Annotated in this window: 16 protein-coding genes; 4 read left to right on the top strand and 12 right to left on the bottom strand. The window is 65.6% G+C overall.

Going from position 1 to position 17,784, the window contains the following annotated elements:
- The first annotated feature begins 35 nt into the window (after positions 1 to 35).
- The 3 genes from LH390_RS03810 to LH390_RS03800 are packed head-to-tail and all read left to right on the top strand — an operon-like array spanning position 36 to position 2,561.
- A complete protein-coding gene (locus LH390_RS03810; protein WP_227282552.1) occupies positions 36 to 968 on the top strand; it encodes a metal ABC transporter solute-binding protein, Zn/Mn family in 933 nt (310 codons plus the stop codon).
- Positions 965 to 1,738 (top strand): metal ABC transporter ATP-binding protein, encoded by a 774-nt coding sequence (locus LH390_RS03805; RefSeq protein ID WP_227282553.1) that lies wholly within the window; start codon positions 965 to 967, stop codon positions 1,736 to 1,738. The genes LH390_RS03810 and LH390_RS03805 overlap by 4 nt, the downstream gene beginning before the upstream one ends.
- The gene (locus LH390_RS03800) at positions 1,719 to 2,561 is read left to right on the top strand and encodes a metal ABC transporter permease (protein ID WP_227282554.1); all 843 of its coding nucleotides are present in this window, start codon (positions 1,719 to 1,721) and stop codon (positions 2,559 to 2,561) included. The genes LH390_RS03805 and LH390_RS03800 overlap by 20 nt, the downstream gene beginning before the upstream one ends.
- Here the strand turns inward: LH390_RS03800 and LH390_RS03795 are convergent.
- The 9 genes from LH390_RS03795 to LH390_RS03755 form a co-directional block, all read right to left on the bottom strand.
- Positions 2,558 to 3,631, bottom strand: coding sequence for a phosphomevalonate kinase (locus LH390_RS03795; protein ID WP_227282555.1), 1,074 nt, complete (start codon positions 3,629 to 3,631; stop codon positions 2,558 to 2,560). The two genes, LH390_RS03800 and LH390_RS03795, sit on opposite strands and share 4 nt — an antisense overlap.
- Entirely contained in the window at positions 3,628 to 4,605 is a 978-nt protein-coding gene (gene mvaD, locus LH390_RS03790; RefSeq protein WP_227282556.1) for a diphosphomevalonate decarboxylase, read from the bottom strand. Before mvaD ends, LH390_RS03795 begins: the two co-directional genes overlap by 4 nt.
- On the bottom strand, positions 4,602 to 5,549 hold the full coding sequence (gene mvk / locus LH390_RS03785; RefSeq protein ID WP_269961650.1) for a mevalonate kinase: 948 nt from the start codon (positions 5,547 to 5,549) through the stop codon (positions 4,602 to 4,604). Before mvk ends, mvaD begins: the two co-directional genes overlap by 4 nt.
- 73 nt (positions 5,550 to 5,622) lie before the next feature.
- Positions 5,623 to 6,975 (bottom strand): tripartite tricarboxylate transporter permease, encoded by a 1,353-nt coding sequence (locus tag LH390_RS03780; protein ID WP_227282558.1) that lies wholly within the window; start codon positions 6,973 to 6,975, stop codon positions 5,623 to 5,625.
- Positions 6,975 to 7,265 carry a hypothetical protein gene (locus tag LH390_RS03775; protein WP_227282559.1) on the bottom strand — a complete coding sequence of 97 codons (291 nt, stop codon included), beginning with the start codon at positions 7,263 to 7,265 and terminating at the stop codon, positions 6,975 to 6,977. The genes LH390_RS03780 and LH390_RS03775 overlap by 1 nt, the downstream gene beginning before the upstream one ends.
- A 173-nt stretch (positions 7,266 to 7,438) precedes the next feature.
- Complete coding sequence (gene eno / locus LH390_RS03770; protein WP_227282560.1) at positions 7,439 to 8,716, bottom strand: phosphopyruvate hydratase; 1,278 nt, start codon at positions 8,714 to 8,716, stop codon at positions 7,439 to 7,441.
- A gap of 183 nt (positions 8,717 to 8,899) precedes the next feature.
- Entirely contained in the window at positions 8,900 to 9,700 is an 801-nt protein-coding gene (locus LH390_RS03765; RefSeq protein WP_227282561.1) for a lytic transglycosylase domain-containing protein, read from the bottom strand.
- A gap of 38 nt (positions 9,701 to 9,738) precedes the next feature.
- Positions 9,739 to 10,395 (bottom strand): MazG nucleotide pyrophosphohydrolase domain-containing protein, encoded by a 657-nt coding sequence (locus LH390_RS03760; RefSeq protein WP_227282562.1) that lies wholly within the window; start codon positions 10,393 to 10,395, stop codon positions 9,739 to 9,741.
- Positions 10,396 to 10,412: 17 nt separating this feature from the next.
- Positions 10,413 to 10,652, bottom strand: coding sequence for an antitoxin (locus LH390_RS03755; protein WP_227282563.1), 240 nt, complete (start codon positions 10,650 to 10,652; stop codon positions 10,413 to 10,415).
- Between the two features lie 166 nt (positions 10,653 to 10,818).
- On the opposite strand from LH390_RS03755, the gene LH390_RS03750 reads away from it, so the two are divergent.
- Entirely contained in the window at positions 10,819 to 12,258 is a 1,440-nt protein-coding gene (locus LH390_RS03750; protein ID WP_227282633.1) for an amino acid permease, read from the top strand.
- A gap of 500 nt (positions 12,259 to 12,758) precedes the next feature.
- Here the strand turns inward: LH390_RS03750 and mfd are convergent, their stop codons facing one another.
- The 3 genes from mfd to LH390_RS03735 form a co-directional block, all read right to left on the bottom strand.
- The gene (gene mfd / locus LH390_RS03745) at positions 12,759 to 16,409 is read right to left on the bottom strand and encodes a transcription-repair coupling factor (RefSeq protein WP_227282634.1); all 3,651 of its coding nucleotides are present in this window, start codon (positions 16,407 to 16,409) and stop codon (positions 12,759 to 12,761) included.
- A 20-nt stretch (positions 16,410 to 16,429) separates the two neighbouring features.
- Positions 16,430 to 17,161 (bottom strand): TetR/AcrR family transcriptional regulator, encoded by a 732-nt coding sequence (locus LH390_RS03740; RefSeq protein WP_227282564.1) that lies wholly within the window; start codon positions 17,159 to 17,161, stop codon positions 16,430 to 16,432.
- Positions 17,162 to 17,228: 67 nt separating this feature from the next.
- A complete protein-coding gene (locus LH390_RS03735; RefSeq protein WP_227282565.1) occupies positions 17,229 to 17,639 on the bottom strand; it encodes a thiol-disulfide oxidoreductase DCC family protein in 411 nt (136 codons plus the stop codon).
- Positions 17,640 to 17,784 lie beyond the last annotated feature (145 nt).

Genomic DNA, 17,784 nt, shown 5'->3' with positions numbered 1-17,784 from the left:
ACACCAGTCTTCTCCAACCGAAAGGACATCCTTCAGTGTCTCCTACCAGCTCCCTGCGGCGCCTCGGACTGATTGCCACCGCGCTTCTGGCAACCCTCGGGCTCACGCTCGCAGCCTGCACAAACGCAAACAATTCTGAAGACAACGCAGCACCCTCATCCGGCGGGACTGACGTCCTGGCCACCTTCACCATCCTCGCCGACATGGCCAGCGAAGTTGCCGGCAACGAACTGACCGTGTCCTCCCTGACCCGCCCCGGCGCCGAGATTCACGGCTACGACCCCACCCCCGCCGACATCCGCTCCGCGAATGAGGCCAAGCTCATCATCTCCAACGGACTAGGCCTGGAGCACTGGGTGGACAAGCTGACCCAGGACTCCCACGCCGCCCGCGCCGTGGCCAGCGAAGGGGTGGACCCCATCATGATCGAAGGCACCAGCGAGCCCAACCCGCACGCCTGGATGAGCCCCGTCATCGCCGAAAAGTACGTGGACAACATCACCACCGCGCTGTCCGCCCTCAAGCCGGAGGCCGCCTCCACCTTCGACGCCAACGCCAAGGCGTACAAGGAAAAGCTCAAGAAGGTCAACCAGGAGATGCTCGACGGCCTGAAGAAGCTGCCCGACAACGAGCGCGCCCTGCAAACCTGCGAAGGCGCCTTCTCCTACCTGGCCCGCGACGCCAAGATGAAGGAGTCCTACATCTGGCCCGTCAACTCGGAGGAAGAAATCACCCCGCAGAACCTGCGCCGCGCCGCCGAGTTTGTCAAGAGCAATAAGGTCCCGGCGGTCTTCTGCGAGTCCACCGTGGATCCCGGCCCGAAGGAACAGCTCATGCGTGAGACCGGAGCTGCCGACGGAGGCACGCTCTACGTAGACTCTCTGACAGAAAAGGGCGGAGAGGCCCCCACCTACCTGGAACTCATCCGCCACGACACCACCACCATTGTGGAGGGCTTGAACAAGTGATCACTCGCCGCGACGACGCACCAGCTATCCGCGTCCGCGACCTCACTGTGCGTTACGGCAGCGTCACAGCGCTGCACGATGTTTCCCTGAACCTGGAGTTTGGACAGGTTGCCGGGCTGATCGGAATGAACGGTTCCGGCAAATCCACCCTGTTTAAATCCATCATGGGCCAGCTGCCCACGGTCTCAGGGGAGGTCTCTATCGCCGCCGGGGACGCCGGCATTGCCTACGTCCCGCAATCTGAGGCGGTGGACTGGAACTTCCCCTTGAGCGTGGAGCAGGTGGTCATGACCGGCCGCTATGGCCACATGAACATCCTGCGTCGCCCCAGCTCCGCCGACCACGAGGCCGTGGCCCATGCGCTGGAGCGTACGCAACTGACGGACCTGCGTGACCGGCAAATCGGTCAGCTCTCCGGCGGCCAGCGCAAGCGGGTCTTCGTCGCCCGCGGCCTGGCCCAACAGGCCCGCATCATGCTTCTCGACGAACCCTTCGCCGGGGTCGACGCAGTCAGTGAGGCCACCATCTCACGCCTGCTGCGCGAGCTGGCCAACGACGGCCGCCTGGTCTTCATCTCCACTCACGACCTCGCCGCCGTGCCCCGCCTGTGTGACACGGTGACCATGCTCAACCGCACCATCATCGCCCAGGGCGATCCCCGCACCGTCATGGACAATGACACCCTCATCCGGACCTTTGGCTCCGATCCCACCCGCGCCGCCGCGCCCGAGACCCCGCAGGAGGCGCCCCATGTGGACATGGCTGACTGAACCGCTGTCTTATAGCTTCATCCCCCGCGCACTCGCCGTGGGGGCGGTGACCTCCATCATCGCCGGGGTGCTGTCCTGCTGGCTGATCCTGATCGGCTGGTCCCTGCTTGGCGACGCCGTCTCCCACGCCGTCCTGCCCGGCGTTGTCATCTCCTACATGTTCGGCATGCCCTACGCCGTCGGCGCGCTCGTCGCCGCCCTCGTGGCAGTGGGGCTGGTGGGCACCGTCAAGGAACGCACGACGCTGAAATCCGACACCTCCATCGGTGTGGTCTTCACCGCGCTCTTCGCCTTAGGCCTGGTGCTCGTCTCCCGAACACCGGCGAGCACCAACCTTCAGGAAATCCTCTTTGGCAACCTGTTGGGCGTGACGCAGGCATCCCTGATCCAGGTGTTCAGCTTCGGGCTCATCGCCTTGGCCCTCATGCTGTTCTTCCGGCGCGACATCACCTTGTGGGCCTTCGACGCCGGCCACGCCCGCGCCGTGGGCATCCACACCACCGCCCTGCGCTGGGTGGTCATGGTCTGCCTGGCGCTCGTGGTGGTGGCCAGCATGCAGGCCGTGGGCGTGATCCTGGTGGTGGCTATGCTCATCACCCCCGGCGCTATCGCCTACCTGCTCACCCGCAAGATGAATCGCATGCTGCTGATCTCCCCCGCCATCGCCTTCGTGTGTTCGGCGGTGGGAATCTGGGCGAGCTTCTGGCTCAACGTCTCCGCCGGCGGCATGATCATTCTGGTCCAGGCGCTCGTCTTCTTAGTGGTCTACCTCTTCGCGCCGCGCGAGGGCCTGATCACCACCGCGCTGCGCGAACGCGCCTAAAGCGCCCGCGGGCGGTGTTCGTGCAGGTTGAGCAGCCGAATATCCGCCCGCTCCCACGCCGCGATGAGTCCATCGGTGTCCCCCGCGGCGTCGATAAGCGCAATGCCGCAGTCGCCGCCGCCCGCACCAGAGCTTTTCGACGCCGCCCCATGCTCCTGCGCAGTCTCAATCAGGCGAGTCAGCAGCGGCGTCTCAATGGTGGTGCCCGTCAGCTCGCCCAAATCCCGCAGCAGCTCCCGGTTGCGGCGAATCCCCTCCAGCACGGCCGCGGAATCGCCCGCATCCAGCGCCGCAACAATATCCGTCACGCAGCGCCGCGAACCCGCCAAAAAGTCCACGTAACTGGTCACCCCAGTCCGGCGCGCCTGCACGTCACCAACAAGCCGGGCCGTGGACGCCGGGGATCCGGTCCAGCCCACCAAGAGGCGCAGCCCCTCCGGCGGAGTCACCCGGCGCACCGACAACCCCGGCCAGTCCTGGCGCACCAGCTCCGCCAGCGCAACCAGGTTGCGCTGCTGCTCGACCCACTCCCGGTCAAAAGAGGTGTAGCACACCCAGCCACCGAACATGCTGGCCGCCACATCCCCACCAGATCCGGAGCGCTGCACCAGCGTTGAGGCCAGCAAGGCCGCCTTGAGCTGCTCCATCGGTTGCAGATCCAGCCGGTAGTACGCGCACAACGCCTGTACGGTGGCCACCGTCACCGCCGCCGAGGAACCCAGACCAAACTTGCGCCCGGAATCATCCCCCAGCTCGCTGGTGATGTCCAGGTCATAGACCTCCAATGGCCTCCCCACAGCGGCGGCGATCTCCTCGACCACCCGAATCGCGGCGAGCACAAAGTCAAAGGTCGTGCCGTCTGCGTCCACCACCATGCTCGCGGCACGGCGATACCACGCCAGCGAGCTTCCCGAGTTGTGGTCCGAGGTGATATGCCCCATGTCCTGCGCGGGGCTGACCCGCACGGTCAGGTACCTATCCACCGCGATGAGCAGCGCCGGAAAGCCCGTCTCCACCACCGCATACTCGCCGGCGATGTAGAGCTTGCCGGGCGCGTGGACCTCAATCATGACTCCACCTCTACTCCCCGCCCGGCGTGGGTAACAATGACCCCAACGCCCAGCAGCCGCTGGCGCAACCACGCCCCCACCGCCTCCGCCTGCGCGGCGCTGGTAAGAACCTTGACATTCGGGCCCGCGTCCATGGTCGCCCAGGCGGCAAACCCCGCCGCCCGCGCGGCACGCACCGCTTCAAGCGCGCGCTGGGAATCCGGTCCCAGGTAGTCCACCGGGGGCGTGGCCGCGCGCATCGTCGCGTGCATGCCCAGCGCGTTGCGCTCCACCGCCTCCCCCAGCATCTCCAGGTCGCCCTGCGCAATCGCGGTGAGCGCCTGATCCATATCCGTGGCGTGGTCGCGCACCCACTGCTCATAGACCGGCGAGTTGGCCACCGTACGCGCCATGGCCTCCCGGCTGGACACCGCCTTGGTGCCGGCATCGATGACCAGCACCACGATGGCCAGCTGACTCGCCGCAAGCGCGCCGGTAACCGGGCGGGCAAAAGAGGTGGCATCATCATCGCCGGCCTCCCAGTAGGCCAGCCCGCCGAAGATGGACCGACACGCCGAGCCGGAGCCCCGCCGGGCCAGGCGCGATAACTCAGTGGGGTCCAGGTTGAGGCCGGCTGCCGCCGCGCTCGCCGCCGCCAGCGCCGCGAAACCGGACGCCGAGCTGGCAAGGCCCGCCGCCGTGGGCACCGTGTTATGCGAGGTCACCGCCACCGGGGCGGTAATCCCGGCGCGGGCACGAACCAGGTCCACAAAGCGCACCACTCGCTCCAGGGCGCGGCCCTGCAACGCCACCCCGTCGAGCTCGGCGACGTCAGCTTCCCCCGCACCGAACTCCACCCGCGTGGTGGTAGACAGCTCCGCGAGCGTCAAAGACAGGCTCGGGGTGCGCGGGATGATCAGCTGCTCATCCGCCTTGCCCCAGTACTTGATCAGTGCGATATTCGCGTGCGCAGTAGCCGTAGCTGCAAGCCTCACGAGTCTTTCCCTTCCACCCCGCCATGATGCAGGGGATGAATCCACGTCTGGGTTGCCCCCGCCGCCGCTACGGCGCGGGCAATTGTCTGGGCGGCGTCGGCGGAGTCAGCCAGCGCAATGATGCACCCACCGCGACCACCACCGGTGAGCTTGGCCCCGAGTGCGCCGGCGCGTCGAGAAGCAGCCACCAGCCGATCCAACGCGTCAATGCTCACCCCCAGCCGGGCCAGCAACTCGTGTGCGCGGTCCATCCGGGCGCCCAACTCCCGCGGCCGATCAGCGCGCAGGTCCCCCACCGAATCCGCCGCCAGCTGGCCCAACTCCGCCAACCATGACGCCACCCCGGGAAGGTCCTGCTCAACGCCGTGCCGAATGTGCGACACCGTCTCCCGCGTGCTGCCCGAGACCCCCGAGTCCGCGATGACCAGCCACGCACGCATGGTCATGTCCACCGGGCTGGTGCGACCCTGCTCAAAAAGGATGGGCACCTGCGAAGCCGTGGCCATAGCATCAAGGCCCGACGGACGGCCGTGGGCCACCCGCTCCGCCTGCTGGGTGAGCTCGAAAAGCTCCGCAGACGTTGCCGACGCCCCGCACGCCGCAAGCACCGCGCGAATCACCGCGCCCGCCGCAGCCGCCGAAGAACCCAGGCCGCGCCCCTCCGGAAAGTCCGACACCGTGGACACCTCCACGCCGCGATCCGCGCACCCGGCAAACTGTAGAGCCGCCTCCACCGCACACACCACAGAAGCAAAACGCGCCGGCGCCTGCGCCAACGGGCCAGACCACCCCAGCGCAGACAACGTCGACTCCCCCGCGGCACACGCCCGGGCATGCGCAACCATGCGCAGCGACGTCAACGGCAACGCCACCGCAGGGTGGCCATAGACCACCGAATGCTCACCCATCACAATGACTTTGGCCGCAGTACAACCACGACCCACCTGAGCGTCCACGCACACGCCTTTCTCAGCACACTTCAGCTACCCACACGTACTCCACGCCCACCACATGGGGCTAGAGCAGGTGCTGGACAATCCACGGGGAGGCGTACAACGTCATGAACTGCACGCCATAGCCAACGCCCAACTTATTGAGCGTACCGCAGCTAACCCCTACCAAGAGCACCCCAAAAATATTGAGCACCCCAGCATCCAAGTAGGCCAGCAACACGATGAACCCAATGAACAACCCCAGCACGGCCTCGTGGGCGATGTAGCGCATGACAAAGTAGGTGATCATGTGGGAGTAGCGCACCGCGATGATGTAGGTGAGCACCAGCGCCACCACGGCGCCGATGAGCACCGCAGCGATGAACCCCCCGGTGCTCAACAGATGGTGCAGGTTATTGTCCAGTGACAACACCGGCGGGGCGTTAAACAGCGCCTGGGCCGGGCCGATAGCAACCGGCGACAACGGAATACCCAACGCCAGCAGCGGGATGATCGTGCCCGACAGATAGCTCGCGTGCGCGATACCGTTCATGCTGGAGACCGCACGATTAGCCCGCACCACCCGGTCCGTGGAGCGCCCCTGCGACAGCCGGCCCAGAAGGAACGTCAACCCCACCGGGCTGAGGAAGAACAGCGGCGTGGTCACCAGGGACCACAGGCTGGTCGCCCCCAACTCCCCACGCGTAAGGATCTTCGTCGGCGACAGCTCCCCGCCGCCCAAGGACCGCCGCGAGATGCTTACCCGCGTGGGCTGCTGGCGCGGCAGCCGCTCCCGCTGGGACTTGTTCAACAGGCCAAGCAGTGCCACCAGCAGCGGGCCGATGGTAATCCCCAGGAAGAAGGACACGGAAATGGACCCATCCTCCGGGATCACCCCCTGCGCGCGGTACAAGGAGAGCAACCCCTGGAAGAGCAAAGACATGGGGATGATGGCCACCAGGGACAGCAGCCTATTGGACCCCAGCAGAGCCAACACCACCGCGCCGATGACAAAGATCAGCGAGCCATATTGGCGCAGCGTATCCGCGTACGGTGCGATCGCCGTAGCGATGGCCAGGCTCACCGGGATGGCAATGACGGTGCCTACCGCAGAGCCCGCCGCCATCTTCCTAATGGTTGAACCCGCCAGCCCCTTGGCTCGCAAGTACAGGGAATCCTCCATCATGGGGGTGGACAACACCCCACCCGGCAGCCCCACCAAAGCGGTGGGAATGGCGTTGGTCAGATTCAGCGTGACAATCGCGGCAATAAAGAAGGCGAGGATCACGTGCGGGTCCGTGCCCGCCAGCACCAGCGCCAGGGTCACGGGGACCAACACGCTGGTCTCATCGGTGCCGGGGATAAAGCCGATGAAGGTATACAGGCCGATCGCCGCGACTGCGGCGATGAGCATCTGGGCGACGAGCATGAGGTCCATCAGGCTGCCTCCCCTTCCCGGGCCACAGCGGCATCGGCGGCGTCAGCATCGACGATCTCTACCACCCGCTTAGGCGTGACCACCACGGCGGCGATGACAAAGCCCACCACGGCGCCGCCTAACCCCCAGAAGAATTCACTGGAGTGGATGGCCAGGGCGACCAACAACGCAGCGATGGTGGTGGCGCAGCAGATCAGCAGGCTCACGGTGAGATCTTTGGTGGAGACGAGGTCGCTCCAGACCTCAATGTAGCGTTTGGTGTCGTCGCCGGGACGATCAAGTGCGGGCATGACTGTATACGATAGCTTGCCGTTGCCTTAGTAGTACAGGCAGGTGCGCGACTCCGGCGGGGAATGCTGTGCTGCCCCCGCATGCCGCACAACAAAACCCCCAGGCCGCCACCGAAGTGGTCGCCTGGGGGCTGGTCTAGGGCGCTGACCAAGTGGTGAGCGCGGAGGTGATCCTAGCCCTGGAAGCGGGGGAAGGCGTCGCGGCCGGCGTAGACGGCGGCCTCGCCGAGCTCCTGTTCGATGCGCAGCAGCTGGTTGTACTTGGCCACGCGCTCGGAGCGAGCCGGGGCGCCGGTCTTGATCTGGCCGCAGGACAGCGCCACAGCCAGGTCGGCAATGGTGGTGTCCTCGGTCTCACCGGAACGGTGCGACATCATGGTGCGGTAGCCGGAGCGGTGTGCCAGCTCGACGGCGTCGAAGGTCTCCGTCAGGGTGCCGATCTGGTTGACCTTGACCAGCAGCGCGTTGGCGGCCTTCTTCTCAATGCCCTCCTTGAGGCGGGCGGGGTTGGTGACAAAGAAGTCGTCGCCGACGATCTGGACCTTGTCGCCGATGGCGGCGGTCAGGGCGGTGTAGCCCTCCCAGTCGTCCTCCTGCAGCGGATCCTCGATGGAGACGATCGGGTAGTTCTCAATGAGCTCGGCGTAGACCTTGGACATCTCCTCGGCGGTGTGCTCGCCGCCCTCGAAGTGGTACTTGCCGTCCTTGTAGAACTCAGAGGAGGCCACGTCCAGGGCCAGGGCGATGTCCTTGCCCGGGGTGAAGCCGGCCTTCTTGATGGCCTCGACGATCAGGTCCAGGGCCTCCTTGGTGGAGCCGACGGAGGGGGCAAAGCCGCCCTCGTCACCCAGGCCGGTGGACAGGCCCTTGTCCTTGATCACGGACTTCAGGGCGTGGTAGACCTCTGCGCCCTCGCGCAGGGCCTCGGCGAAGGTCTCGGCGCCGATGGGGGCGATCATGAACTCCTGGACGTCAACGCCGGAGTCAGCGTGGGCGCCGCCGTTGACAATGTTCATCATCGGGACGGGCAGCAGGTGCGCGTTCGGGCCGCCGATGTAGCGGTAGAGGGGCAGGCCAGCGGACTCGGCTGCGGCCTTGGCCACGGCGATGGATACGCCGAGGATGGCGTTGGCGCCCAGGCGGGACTTGTTCTCGGTGCCGTCCAGGTCGATCATGGCCTTGTCTACCAGGCGCTGATCATCGGCCTCGATGCCGGCGATCTCATCGGCGATTTCCTCGTTGACGTTGTTGACGGCCTTGGACACGCCCTTGCCCAGGTAGCGCTCACCTCCGTCACGCAGCTCGTGTGCTTCGTGCACACCGGTCGATGCGCCGGAGGGCACACCCGCGACGCCGTGGGCGCCATCGTCGAGGAACACCTCAGCCTCGACAGTGGGGTTGCCGCGCGAATCCAGAATCTCGCGGGCGAAGACGTGCATAATATCAGCCACCGTGGCCTCCTATTGCCAGCTAGTAAGCAGTTGCTTCGATGGAGTGCGCGCCATCCGGAGCGACTCCCTTCCCCCGATTATTGCAGAAAACTTGCCCGCGTGGGTGCCCGACCGTGCCCGAATGTGTCCGAACGCAACGTGGGGAGGCGCACCGACGGGGCGTCGATAAGCGGAAAAACACCCTTAAGGTGCAGGTTGACGCAGCGCATAGGAGTTCGCCGCGTCGCGCACCTTGATCAAATACTGGCCGGACATGTTGTAGGAATTAATCGCCGACACCCACTCTTCCGGCACCGACAGGTCCCGCCCATCGCACAACAGATTCGCCGCGCCCAAGGCGGCATCGTCAATCTGGTGCGGATCCGCCACCCCATCGCCGTTGGCATCCCGGCCATAGCGCTCCCACGATTCCGGGATGAACTGCAGCGGACCCACGGCGCGGTCATAAACCGGATCACCATCAAGAGCCCCACCATCCGTGTCCGGGATCTCCGCAACCCCTGGCGAGCCATCCAGCGTGATCCCGATGATCGGGGGCGTGACCACCCCAGCCTCATCAATATGAGAGGGCTCAAAAAGCTTCCCCGAATAATGGCCATGCTTAGTTTCCACCCACGCCAACCCCGCCAACGTGGTCCACGCTAGGTGGCACTGCGGCCACGACTGCTGAGCAATAAGCGCCGCGTTGCCATACGCCCGCAACGCCGGCGCAGGAATCCCCGTGGCCTGGGACAACGGCTGCGCCCACGCCACCAACTGATCCGCAGTCCGGCCCGGCGCGTTGATATCAATCGGCGCCACCGGATCGCCCGCAGCCGGCGGAACCGAATCCGGAATCGGCTCCAAACGTCGCACCGGGTTACCCCCACCCAGCGACGTGACCGCCCACCCGACCAGCGAAATCACCAGGAACAGGGCAACGAGCACACCGCAGCCGCACCCAGCTGCGCGGCGAGGAAGCGAGGCCTGTTCCGAAAAACTCATGGCGCCCGATCCTACCCGGCGACCCCGCCCACCCGAAGTCACACCTCGCGCGCCTCACGATCCTTACCCGCCTGCCACGCGCGCTGCTGCTCCTCCTCATCCACCACGCCCGAAGAACCATCGAAAAGGTACGGGGCGCGGGAGCGCATTTTGTCTACAAAAGCCTGCGCCACCTCAGCAAACCCGAACGCGCCCCGCTCCTGCGCAAGGCACGCGTGAAAAAGCACCTGCAACAACACATCCGCCAGCTCCGAGCGCAGCCGCTCCTCCGACTCCCCCGCCCGCACCGCCTGCGCAAACTCGCCAGCCTCCTCCGCCAAATACGGCAACAAGCTGGCATGAGTCTGTCGGGCCTCCCACTGCCCCCGACGCCGCGCCGCCGCCATCACCGTGCACGCCTGCGCCACCGGATCCGCCACGCTCGCCGCCGCCATCACCGTCTCCTGCGCACAGCGCGGATGCGTGGCATCACAGGTCACCAGCGTGCCGACGCCCCCCTGCTCACCGTGCTCACCGTGCTCACCGTGCTCACCCTGCTCACCGTGCTCACCGTGACGGTCGGCGCGCGCCGCGAGAAACGAAACAACCCGCTCCGGCACCTCCGCAGTGGCGGTGACGGGAGCGGGCAAGCGTGCCTGCAATGCGGCAAGAGGCACGAGGTCGGGCCAGCGGGCGTCGAGAAGCACAACAGTCATGGCACCGACGTTAGTGCCTACTGCTCCGGAGCCTCCTCGGCGGGAGCTTCCCCTTCTTCCTGCGGCTCCGGATCTCCACCGCCAATGCGCTCATCAGCTGCATCACGAGCCTTGTCAATCATGCCGGCCTTATCCTCGCCCAGCTTGGACTTGGCAAAATCGGCAGCCTTATCCAGGAACTCATCGCTCTTGCGCTCCCCAGCATCAGAACCGAGGAACTCGCCGGCCTTCTTCTTGGCCTCATCAAACAAACCCATGGGGTGTCCTTTCAGCAAAAATCGTGAATGCACAAAGTACATCACCAGATTAGGCCACATTCCGTGTACTCGTCACCCCCCACTTTTAATCCCCCCACCACTATCCGATAAGTTTATCCAGGTGAATGACCAACCCCAGCCAGGCGCCAGCCAGCGTTCCGTCCCCATGTGGACGCTCGTCGCCTTGATCATCGGCTCCACCGTGGGAGCCGGAATCTTCTCCCTCCCCCAAAACATCGCCTCCGTCGCCGCCCCCGGCGCCATGCTCATCAGCTGGGTCATTGCAGGCGTAGGAATGCTCTCCGTGGCGTTTGTGTTCCACATCCTGGCTCGACGCAAACCCCACCTCGACTCCGGCGTCTACGCCTACGCGCGCGCAGGGCTCGGCGACTTCATCGGGTTCGCCTCCGGCTGGGGCTACTGGCTCGGATCAGTTATCGCCCAAGTGGGATACGCCACACTGTTCTTCTCCACCCTCGGCCACTACGTGCCGGTATTTTCCGAAGAACACCGCCTCACCTCCGCCCTGAGCGTATCGATCCTGACCTGGGTCATCTTCGCCATTTTGGCAAAAGGAGTCCGGCAAGCCGCTGTACTCAACGCCGTGACCACCGTGGCAAAACTGCTCCCCATTTTTGCCTTCATCCTGCTCACCGCATTCATCGGATTCTCCTGGGACCGTTTCACCTTCGACTTCTGGGGAACAGCATCCGAGGCCACCGTTTTTGAACAGATCCAAGGCATGATGCTGTTTACCGTCTGGGTGTTCATCGGCGTCGAAGGCGCCTCCGTCTACTCCCGGCAATCCCGATCGCGTTCCGACGTCGGCCGCGCCACCGTCATCGGCTTCTTAAGCGTCCTCGCGCTCCTCGTCTGCGTCTCCACGCTCTCCTTCGGCGTGCTCAGCCAGGCAGAACTCGCCGCACTGCCCGATAACTCCATGGCCTCCGTGCTGGAAGTCGTCGTCGGCCCCTGGGGCGCAGCACTCATCTCCGCAGGCCTGTGCCTCTCCGTCCTCGGCGCCTACGTCTCCTGGCAAATGCTCTGCGCCGAACCACTCATGATGATGGCCCACGACGGCCTCCTGCCCGCCCGCCTGCGCTCCGTCAACCGCGCCGGCTCCCCCTGGATGGCACAGCTGATCTCCACCCTGGTCATCCAGCTGTTCATCATCGTGTTCTTCCTCAACGAGACCACCTACGCCTCCATGGTGCAGCTAGCCACCGTGCTCTACCTGGTGCCCTACCTCTTCTCCGCGCTCTACCTGGTACTCCTGGCCGTCCGCGGACGCGGAGTAACCCACCCCCACGCCGGCACCCGATTCAACCTCTCCGGCCCAGACATCCCCCGCCGCGACAACCACCGCCACCTCCTCGTCGGCGCGGTCGCCTTCATCTACTCGCTGTGGCTCTTCTACGCCGCCGACCCGAAGTACGTGCTGTTTGGGCTCTTAGCAATCGTGCCGGGACTCATCCCCTACGTGTGGACCCGCCGCCGCGGCGGCGGCCAGATCTTCAACGCCTTCGAATGGTGCGTGGTCGCGCTCGTCCTCGTGGGCGCCGCCGTGGGGCTGTGGGGCCTAACCACCGGATCCCTGACGCTCTAGCACCGGCGGCGCGCGGGGGGCGTCGGCAAGCGGGGGACGGCGCGGGGCGCGGGACCCCCAGGCGCATACCCCCATGCACCCTCCCCATGCACCGTGTGACTGGTGTGACTAGGCAAGTGCGTTTTCGGGGGTAAAAAAGCGCGTTTTCGGGGGTGATTTGCGCACTCCGTAAACCCCACCAGTCACACGGTGCAAAACGCACCCGCGCAGGGGCGGCGCAGGAGCACGCGAACGATGGCAACGGGGGCGTCGACAAGCGGGGGGGGACGGCGCGGAACCCTGCAACCCCTGCCCCATGCACCGTGTGACTGATGTGACTAGGCAAATGCGCTTTCGGGGGTAAAAAGACGCGTTTTCGGGGGTGATTTACGCACTCTGTCAACCCCACCAGTCACACAGTGCAAAACGTACCCACGCAGGGCCCCGCGAAAGGCCACGCCGCGCAGCGTTCCCCGAAAGGCCACCCTGCGCACGAGCTCACCCGCGCAGGCCGGCGCCCTTTACTCGGACACAGAAACCACCGCGGGGCCACCCTTGTGGGCCGGGGTGGCGTGGGGGCCGCGGACGGTGGTGGCGGGGGCGTCGAGAAGCGCGGTGAGGAAGTCGGCGGCCCATTGGAGGAGGTCCTCGTCACGCAGCTTCGGGTCGGTGACGTTGCGTCCGGCCTTGGGGAAGTTCAGCTGGATGGCCTGCGCCGCTGCCCGGTAGTTTGAGCCCGGGTACAGGCGCTTGAGGCGCACCTGCTTGGAGTCCGGCAGTGCGACGGGGTGGACCTTGATGCGGGTGCCTTGGACGCCGATGTCCGTCACGCCGGCGGCGCGCGCCTGGTTGCGCAGGCGGGCAACGGCGAGCAGACGGGTGACCTCGACGGGGATGGGGCCGTAGCGGTCTTCCATTTCTTCGACCGCCAGCTGCAGATCCGTCTCATCGCCAGCGGCGGCGAGTTTGCGGTAGACCTCCAGGCGGAGGCGTTCGGAGTTGATGTAGGACTCCGGGATGTGGGCGTCCACGGGCAGGTCGATGCGTACTTCGCGGGGCCCGGAGTCGGTGGCGTCGAGGACCTCGCCGCGGGCTAGTGCGCGGAAGGTGTCTACGGCCTCGCCGACGAGCCGCATGTAGAGGTCAAAGCCCACACCGGCGATGTGGCCGGATTGTTCGGCGCCCAGGACGTTGCCGGCGCCGCGCATTTCCAGGTCTTTCATGGCTACGGCCATGCCGGCGCCGAGGTCGTTGTTTTGGGCGATGGTGGCTAGCCGGTCGTAGGAGTTTTCGGTCAGTGTGGTGCCCTTGGGGTAGAGGAAGTAGGCGTAGCCGCGTTCGCGGGAGCGCCCTACGCGGCCACGCAGCTGGTGGAGTTGGGACAGCCCCATGTGGTGGGCGCCTTCCACGATCAGTGTGTTGGCGTTGGCGATGTCCAGGCCGGTTTCCACGATGGTGGTGCACACTAGGACGTCGAAGTCGCGGTCCCAGAAGCCTTGGACGGTGCGTTCGAGGATTTCTTCGCTCATTTGCCCGTGGGCGACGACGATGCGGGCTTCGGGCACGAGGTCGCGCAGTTCGCGGGCGCGTTTATCGATGTCACGCACCCGGTTGTGGATGACAAACGTCTGCCCGTCGCGCAGCAGTTCGCGGCGAATCGCCGCGGCAACCTGTTGTTCTTCCTGCGGTCCCACGTAGGTGAGCACCGGGTGGCGGTCTTCCGGCGGGGTGAGGATGGTGGACATCTCCCGGATCCCGGACATGGACATCTCCAGGGTGCGCGGGATGGGGGTGGCGGACATGGTCAGCACGTCGACGTGGCTGCGCAGCGCCTTGATGTGTTCCTTGTGTTCTACGCCGAAGCGCTGCTCCTCATCGACGACGATGAGCCCCAGGTTCTTCCAGTTCACGCCGGTTTGCAGCAGGCGGTGGGTGCCTACGACGATGTCCACGGAGCCATCGGCAAGCCCGCGCAGGATCTCCTTGGATTCCCGCGTGGAGGTAAACCGCGACAGGCCCCTGATGGTTACCGGGAAGCCCGCCATGCGCTCTTCAAAGGTAGCCAGGTGTTGCTGGGCCAGCAGCGTGGTGGGCACGAGCACGGCAACTTGACGGCCATCCTGCACCGCCTTGAACGCGGCGCGCACGGCCACCTCGGTTTTGCCGTAGCCCACGTCGCCGACGATGACCCGGTCCATGGGCGTGGGCTTTTCCATGTCCTCCTTGACGGCATCGATGGCCGCCATTTGGTCTTCCGTTTCCACGTAGGGGAAGTTGTCTTCCATCTCGCGCTGCCACGGCGAATCCGGCGCGAAGGCGTGCCCGGGCGCGGATTGGCGCTTGGCGTAGAGCTGGACCAGCTCGCCGGCGATCTCCCGCACCGCGGCGCGGGCCTTGCGCTTGGTGTTCTTCCAATCGGACCCGCCCATCTTGGACAGGGTGGGCGCCTCGCCGCCGCTGTACTTGCTCAGCATGTCCAGCGAGTCCATGGGCACCCACAGTTGGTCGGCGGGTTGTCCGCGTTTCGACGCCGCGTACTCCAGCACGATGTACTCGCGCCGCGAGGTCTCGTCCCCGGCCTGAATCGTGCGTTCGGCCATCTTGAGGAAGCGGCCGATGCCGTGGGTCTCATGGACCACAAAGTCGCCCTGCTTGAGGGCGAGCGGATCCACCCGGTTGCGGCGCCGGGCAGGCCGGCGCTTTGCACCGGCGATATCGCCCACCCTGTTGCCGGTCAGGTCCGTCTCCGTGACCACGACCAGCGGCAACGCCTGGGCATCCCGGTGCTTGCGCACCTTGGGGAAGACCAGTCCGGCGTGGCTGAGCGCCTGGTAGATGGTCACCTCGCCGGGGTTGGGCTGCCAGCCCGGCTCCGCCACGTGGACCCGGATGCCCTTCTCCCCAAAGCGGTCCACCATGCGTTTGACCGCACCGTGGGTGGGGGTGATAAACGCTGCCCGCCCCCCGGAATTGGTGTGGGCGAGCAGCAGCGCCATCATTTCCTCGATGGCCGGCAGGTCGCCGCGCGGGGTGGGGCCGGGCTCAAACTCCAGCGGCAGGGTGTCAGATTCCGCGCCCTCGAGCATCCCTGGCGGGGAAAAGGTCCACCACGGTAGCCTGCGGTCGCGGGCGTCATCTTCAAGCTCATCGAGGGACCGGTACGTGGAGGCGGACAGGTCCAGGCCCTCCACGGCCAGGGGGCCATCGGCACCCATCGCTGCGGCCTCCCACCCGGCCTCTAGGAATTCCTGGTCGGTGGCAATCAGGTCCGTGATGCGGCGGCGAATCTTTTCCGGGGCCACCAGCACCACGTGGGTGGCGGGGTCCATGAGCTGTGGGAGGGTGACCAGGGGGGCGTCGATAAGCGCCGGGATGAGCGCCTCCATACCGTCGGCTGGAGTGCCCGCGGCGAGCTTGGACAGCAGCTCCACCAGCGTCGGGTTGCCCGGGTGACGGCGCGCCAGCTCCTCGGCACGCGCCGCCACCTGCGGGGTGATGGGCAGCTCGCGCGCGGGGTAGGCCGCAACCTGCGAAATCGGGTCCACATCTGTGATCGTGCGCTGGTCAGCCACGGAAAACTGGCGGATCTCCGTGACCTCATCGCCCCAAAACTCCACGCGCACCGGGTAGGCGGCCGTGGTAGGAAACACATCCAGGATGCCGCCGCGCACCGCAAACTGGCCCCGGCGAGCAACCATGTCCACCCGCTCATAGGCGCGGAAAACCAGCTGCTCGGTGACCTCCTCGAGCGGGTGGTCCTGGCCCTCCCGCAGCACCACCGGATCGCGGCCGGCAACCTGCGCAATCACCGGCTGGCACACGCCGCGCGCTGCTGTGACCACCACAGAATATTTCTCCAGGTTGCCCAGCACCTCCGCGCGCCGGCCCACAATATCCACCCCGGGGCTCAGCCGCTCATGCGGCAGCGTCTCCCAGGACGGAAACCACGCCACCTTGTCCCCGATCATGGCACGCAGCTCCGCGGTGAGGTCTTCTGCCTCCCGCCCCGTCGCCGTGACCACCAGCACCGGGGCGTGGTGGCTGAGCGTGCCCAGCGCCCACGAGCGCGCCTGATCAATGCCGGTCAGGTGCAGCGTCGGCTCCCCGACGTGCGTGACCAAGCCCTTGAGCTTGGGGTCCGTCGCCGCAACCTTGAGCAGCCCCGCGAGCATGGGGGCCGAATTACTAGACACTACTGTGCAAAACCTTCCTGGATCTTCTTGTCTTCGTGGACCTGCTGGGGCTCCTGGGCCTGCTCTTCCTGGACCTGCCCTTCTTGGGCCCGCTTTTCTGCATCATGCGCATCCAGCGCCGCCACCACCCGATCGGACAGATGCGGGTTCATCTCCAGGTGGTGCAGCCCATTCCAACACAGGTTAACGATGTGCCGCGCCACCTCCCGCTTGTCAATGGAACGATCATCCAGCCACCATTGCGCCGTCATGGACACCATTCCCACCAACGCCTGCCCATAGAGCACCGCGGTTGTGGGGTCCAGCCCAAATTCCTCAAACTTGCCCGCCAAAATATAGGACACCTGGCCGACCGTCGCATTAAGCAGCGTGGCATTCGACGAGCCCATCCGCGGCGAGGAATCCCGTACCAGAATACGGAACCCATCCGTGCGCTCCTCGACGTAGGTTAATAGCGCCAGGACCGCCCGCTCAATACGCTCATGCGAGCCCCCCTCCGACAGCGCCGAGGTAATCACCTGCTCAATGTGGAGCATTTCTCGATCCACAATCACCGCATACAGGCCCTCTTTTCCCCCAAAATGGTCATAGACTACCGGCTTAGTCACCCCCGCGCTGGCCGCAATCTCTTCTACTGTGGCGCCATCGAAACCGCGCTGCGCAAAGTGCTGCCGCCCGATCTCGATGAGCTGCTCACGCCGGGCGCGCCCACTCATCCGCTGTCTCACCATGGCAACCAGGGTATCTGGTCAACCGTGGAGGTCCTATCTTTGCTTATCGACGCCCCCTCCCGTCACGCTATCGCGCACACACTCCCCGCTGCCCATCGCACCACGACCGTGCACCGGGAAATAGATGCCGATGCTCCGCCACCCACCGATACGCCCGATCCTCCAGGAAACGAATACCAGGCACGCGGTAGATGGCGCTAAAGCCCCGAAAATGCGCACTGACCAGCGCATCCAATACAGCATTGACCGCACCGGCACCGCGCAGCCGCTCAGTGCCGCGCATCACCCACGCGGTGGCCTGAGCCTGCTGCTGTGTGATTCCCAGCGCTGCTAGGGCACCGGGGCTATCCAGGGCAAGAAACTGCACGCGTCCCCGCCGATCCACGGCCTGGACCCACCGTGCCGAACGCACGCATAGCCCGCAGGTGGCGTCATAGTAGAACACCACCCGAGGACTCCCGGAGGGTGGGATCGGCATTGTCTTCACTTCCCCTACCTTAGACACAATGGCCCCTGACGCGAAGGCCCCAGACTCAAGTACAGCTCCAGAGCGCGACCATGCGCACCCTATTGGCAGTTCTCACTGCCCTTCGCCCCGGTGCAAAAACAGGCAGACCACAATG

The organism is Corynebacterium uberis, assembly GCF_020616335.1.
Lineage (GTDB): Bacteria > Actinomycetota > Actinomycetes > Mycobacteriales > Mycobacteriaceae > Corynebacterium > Corynebacterium uberis.
Note: the sequence above shows the minus strand (reverse complement) of the source record. Positions and strands in the feature narration are given on the sequence as shown.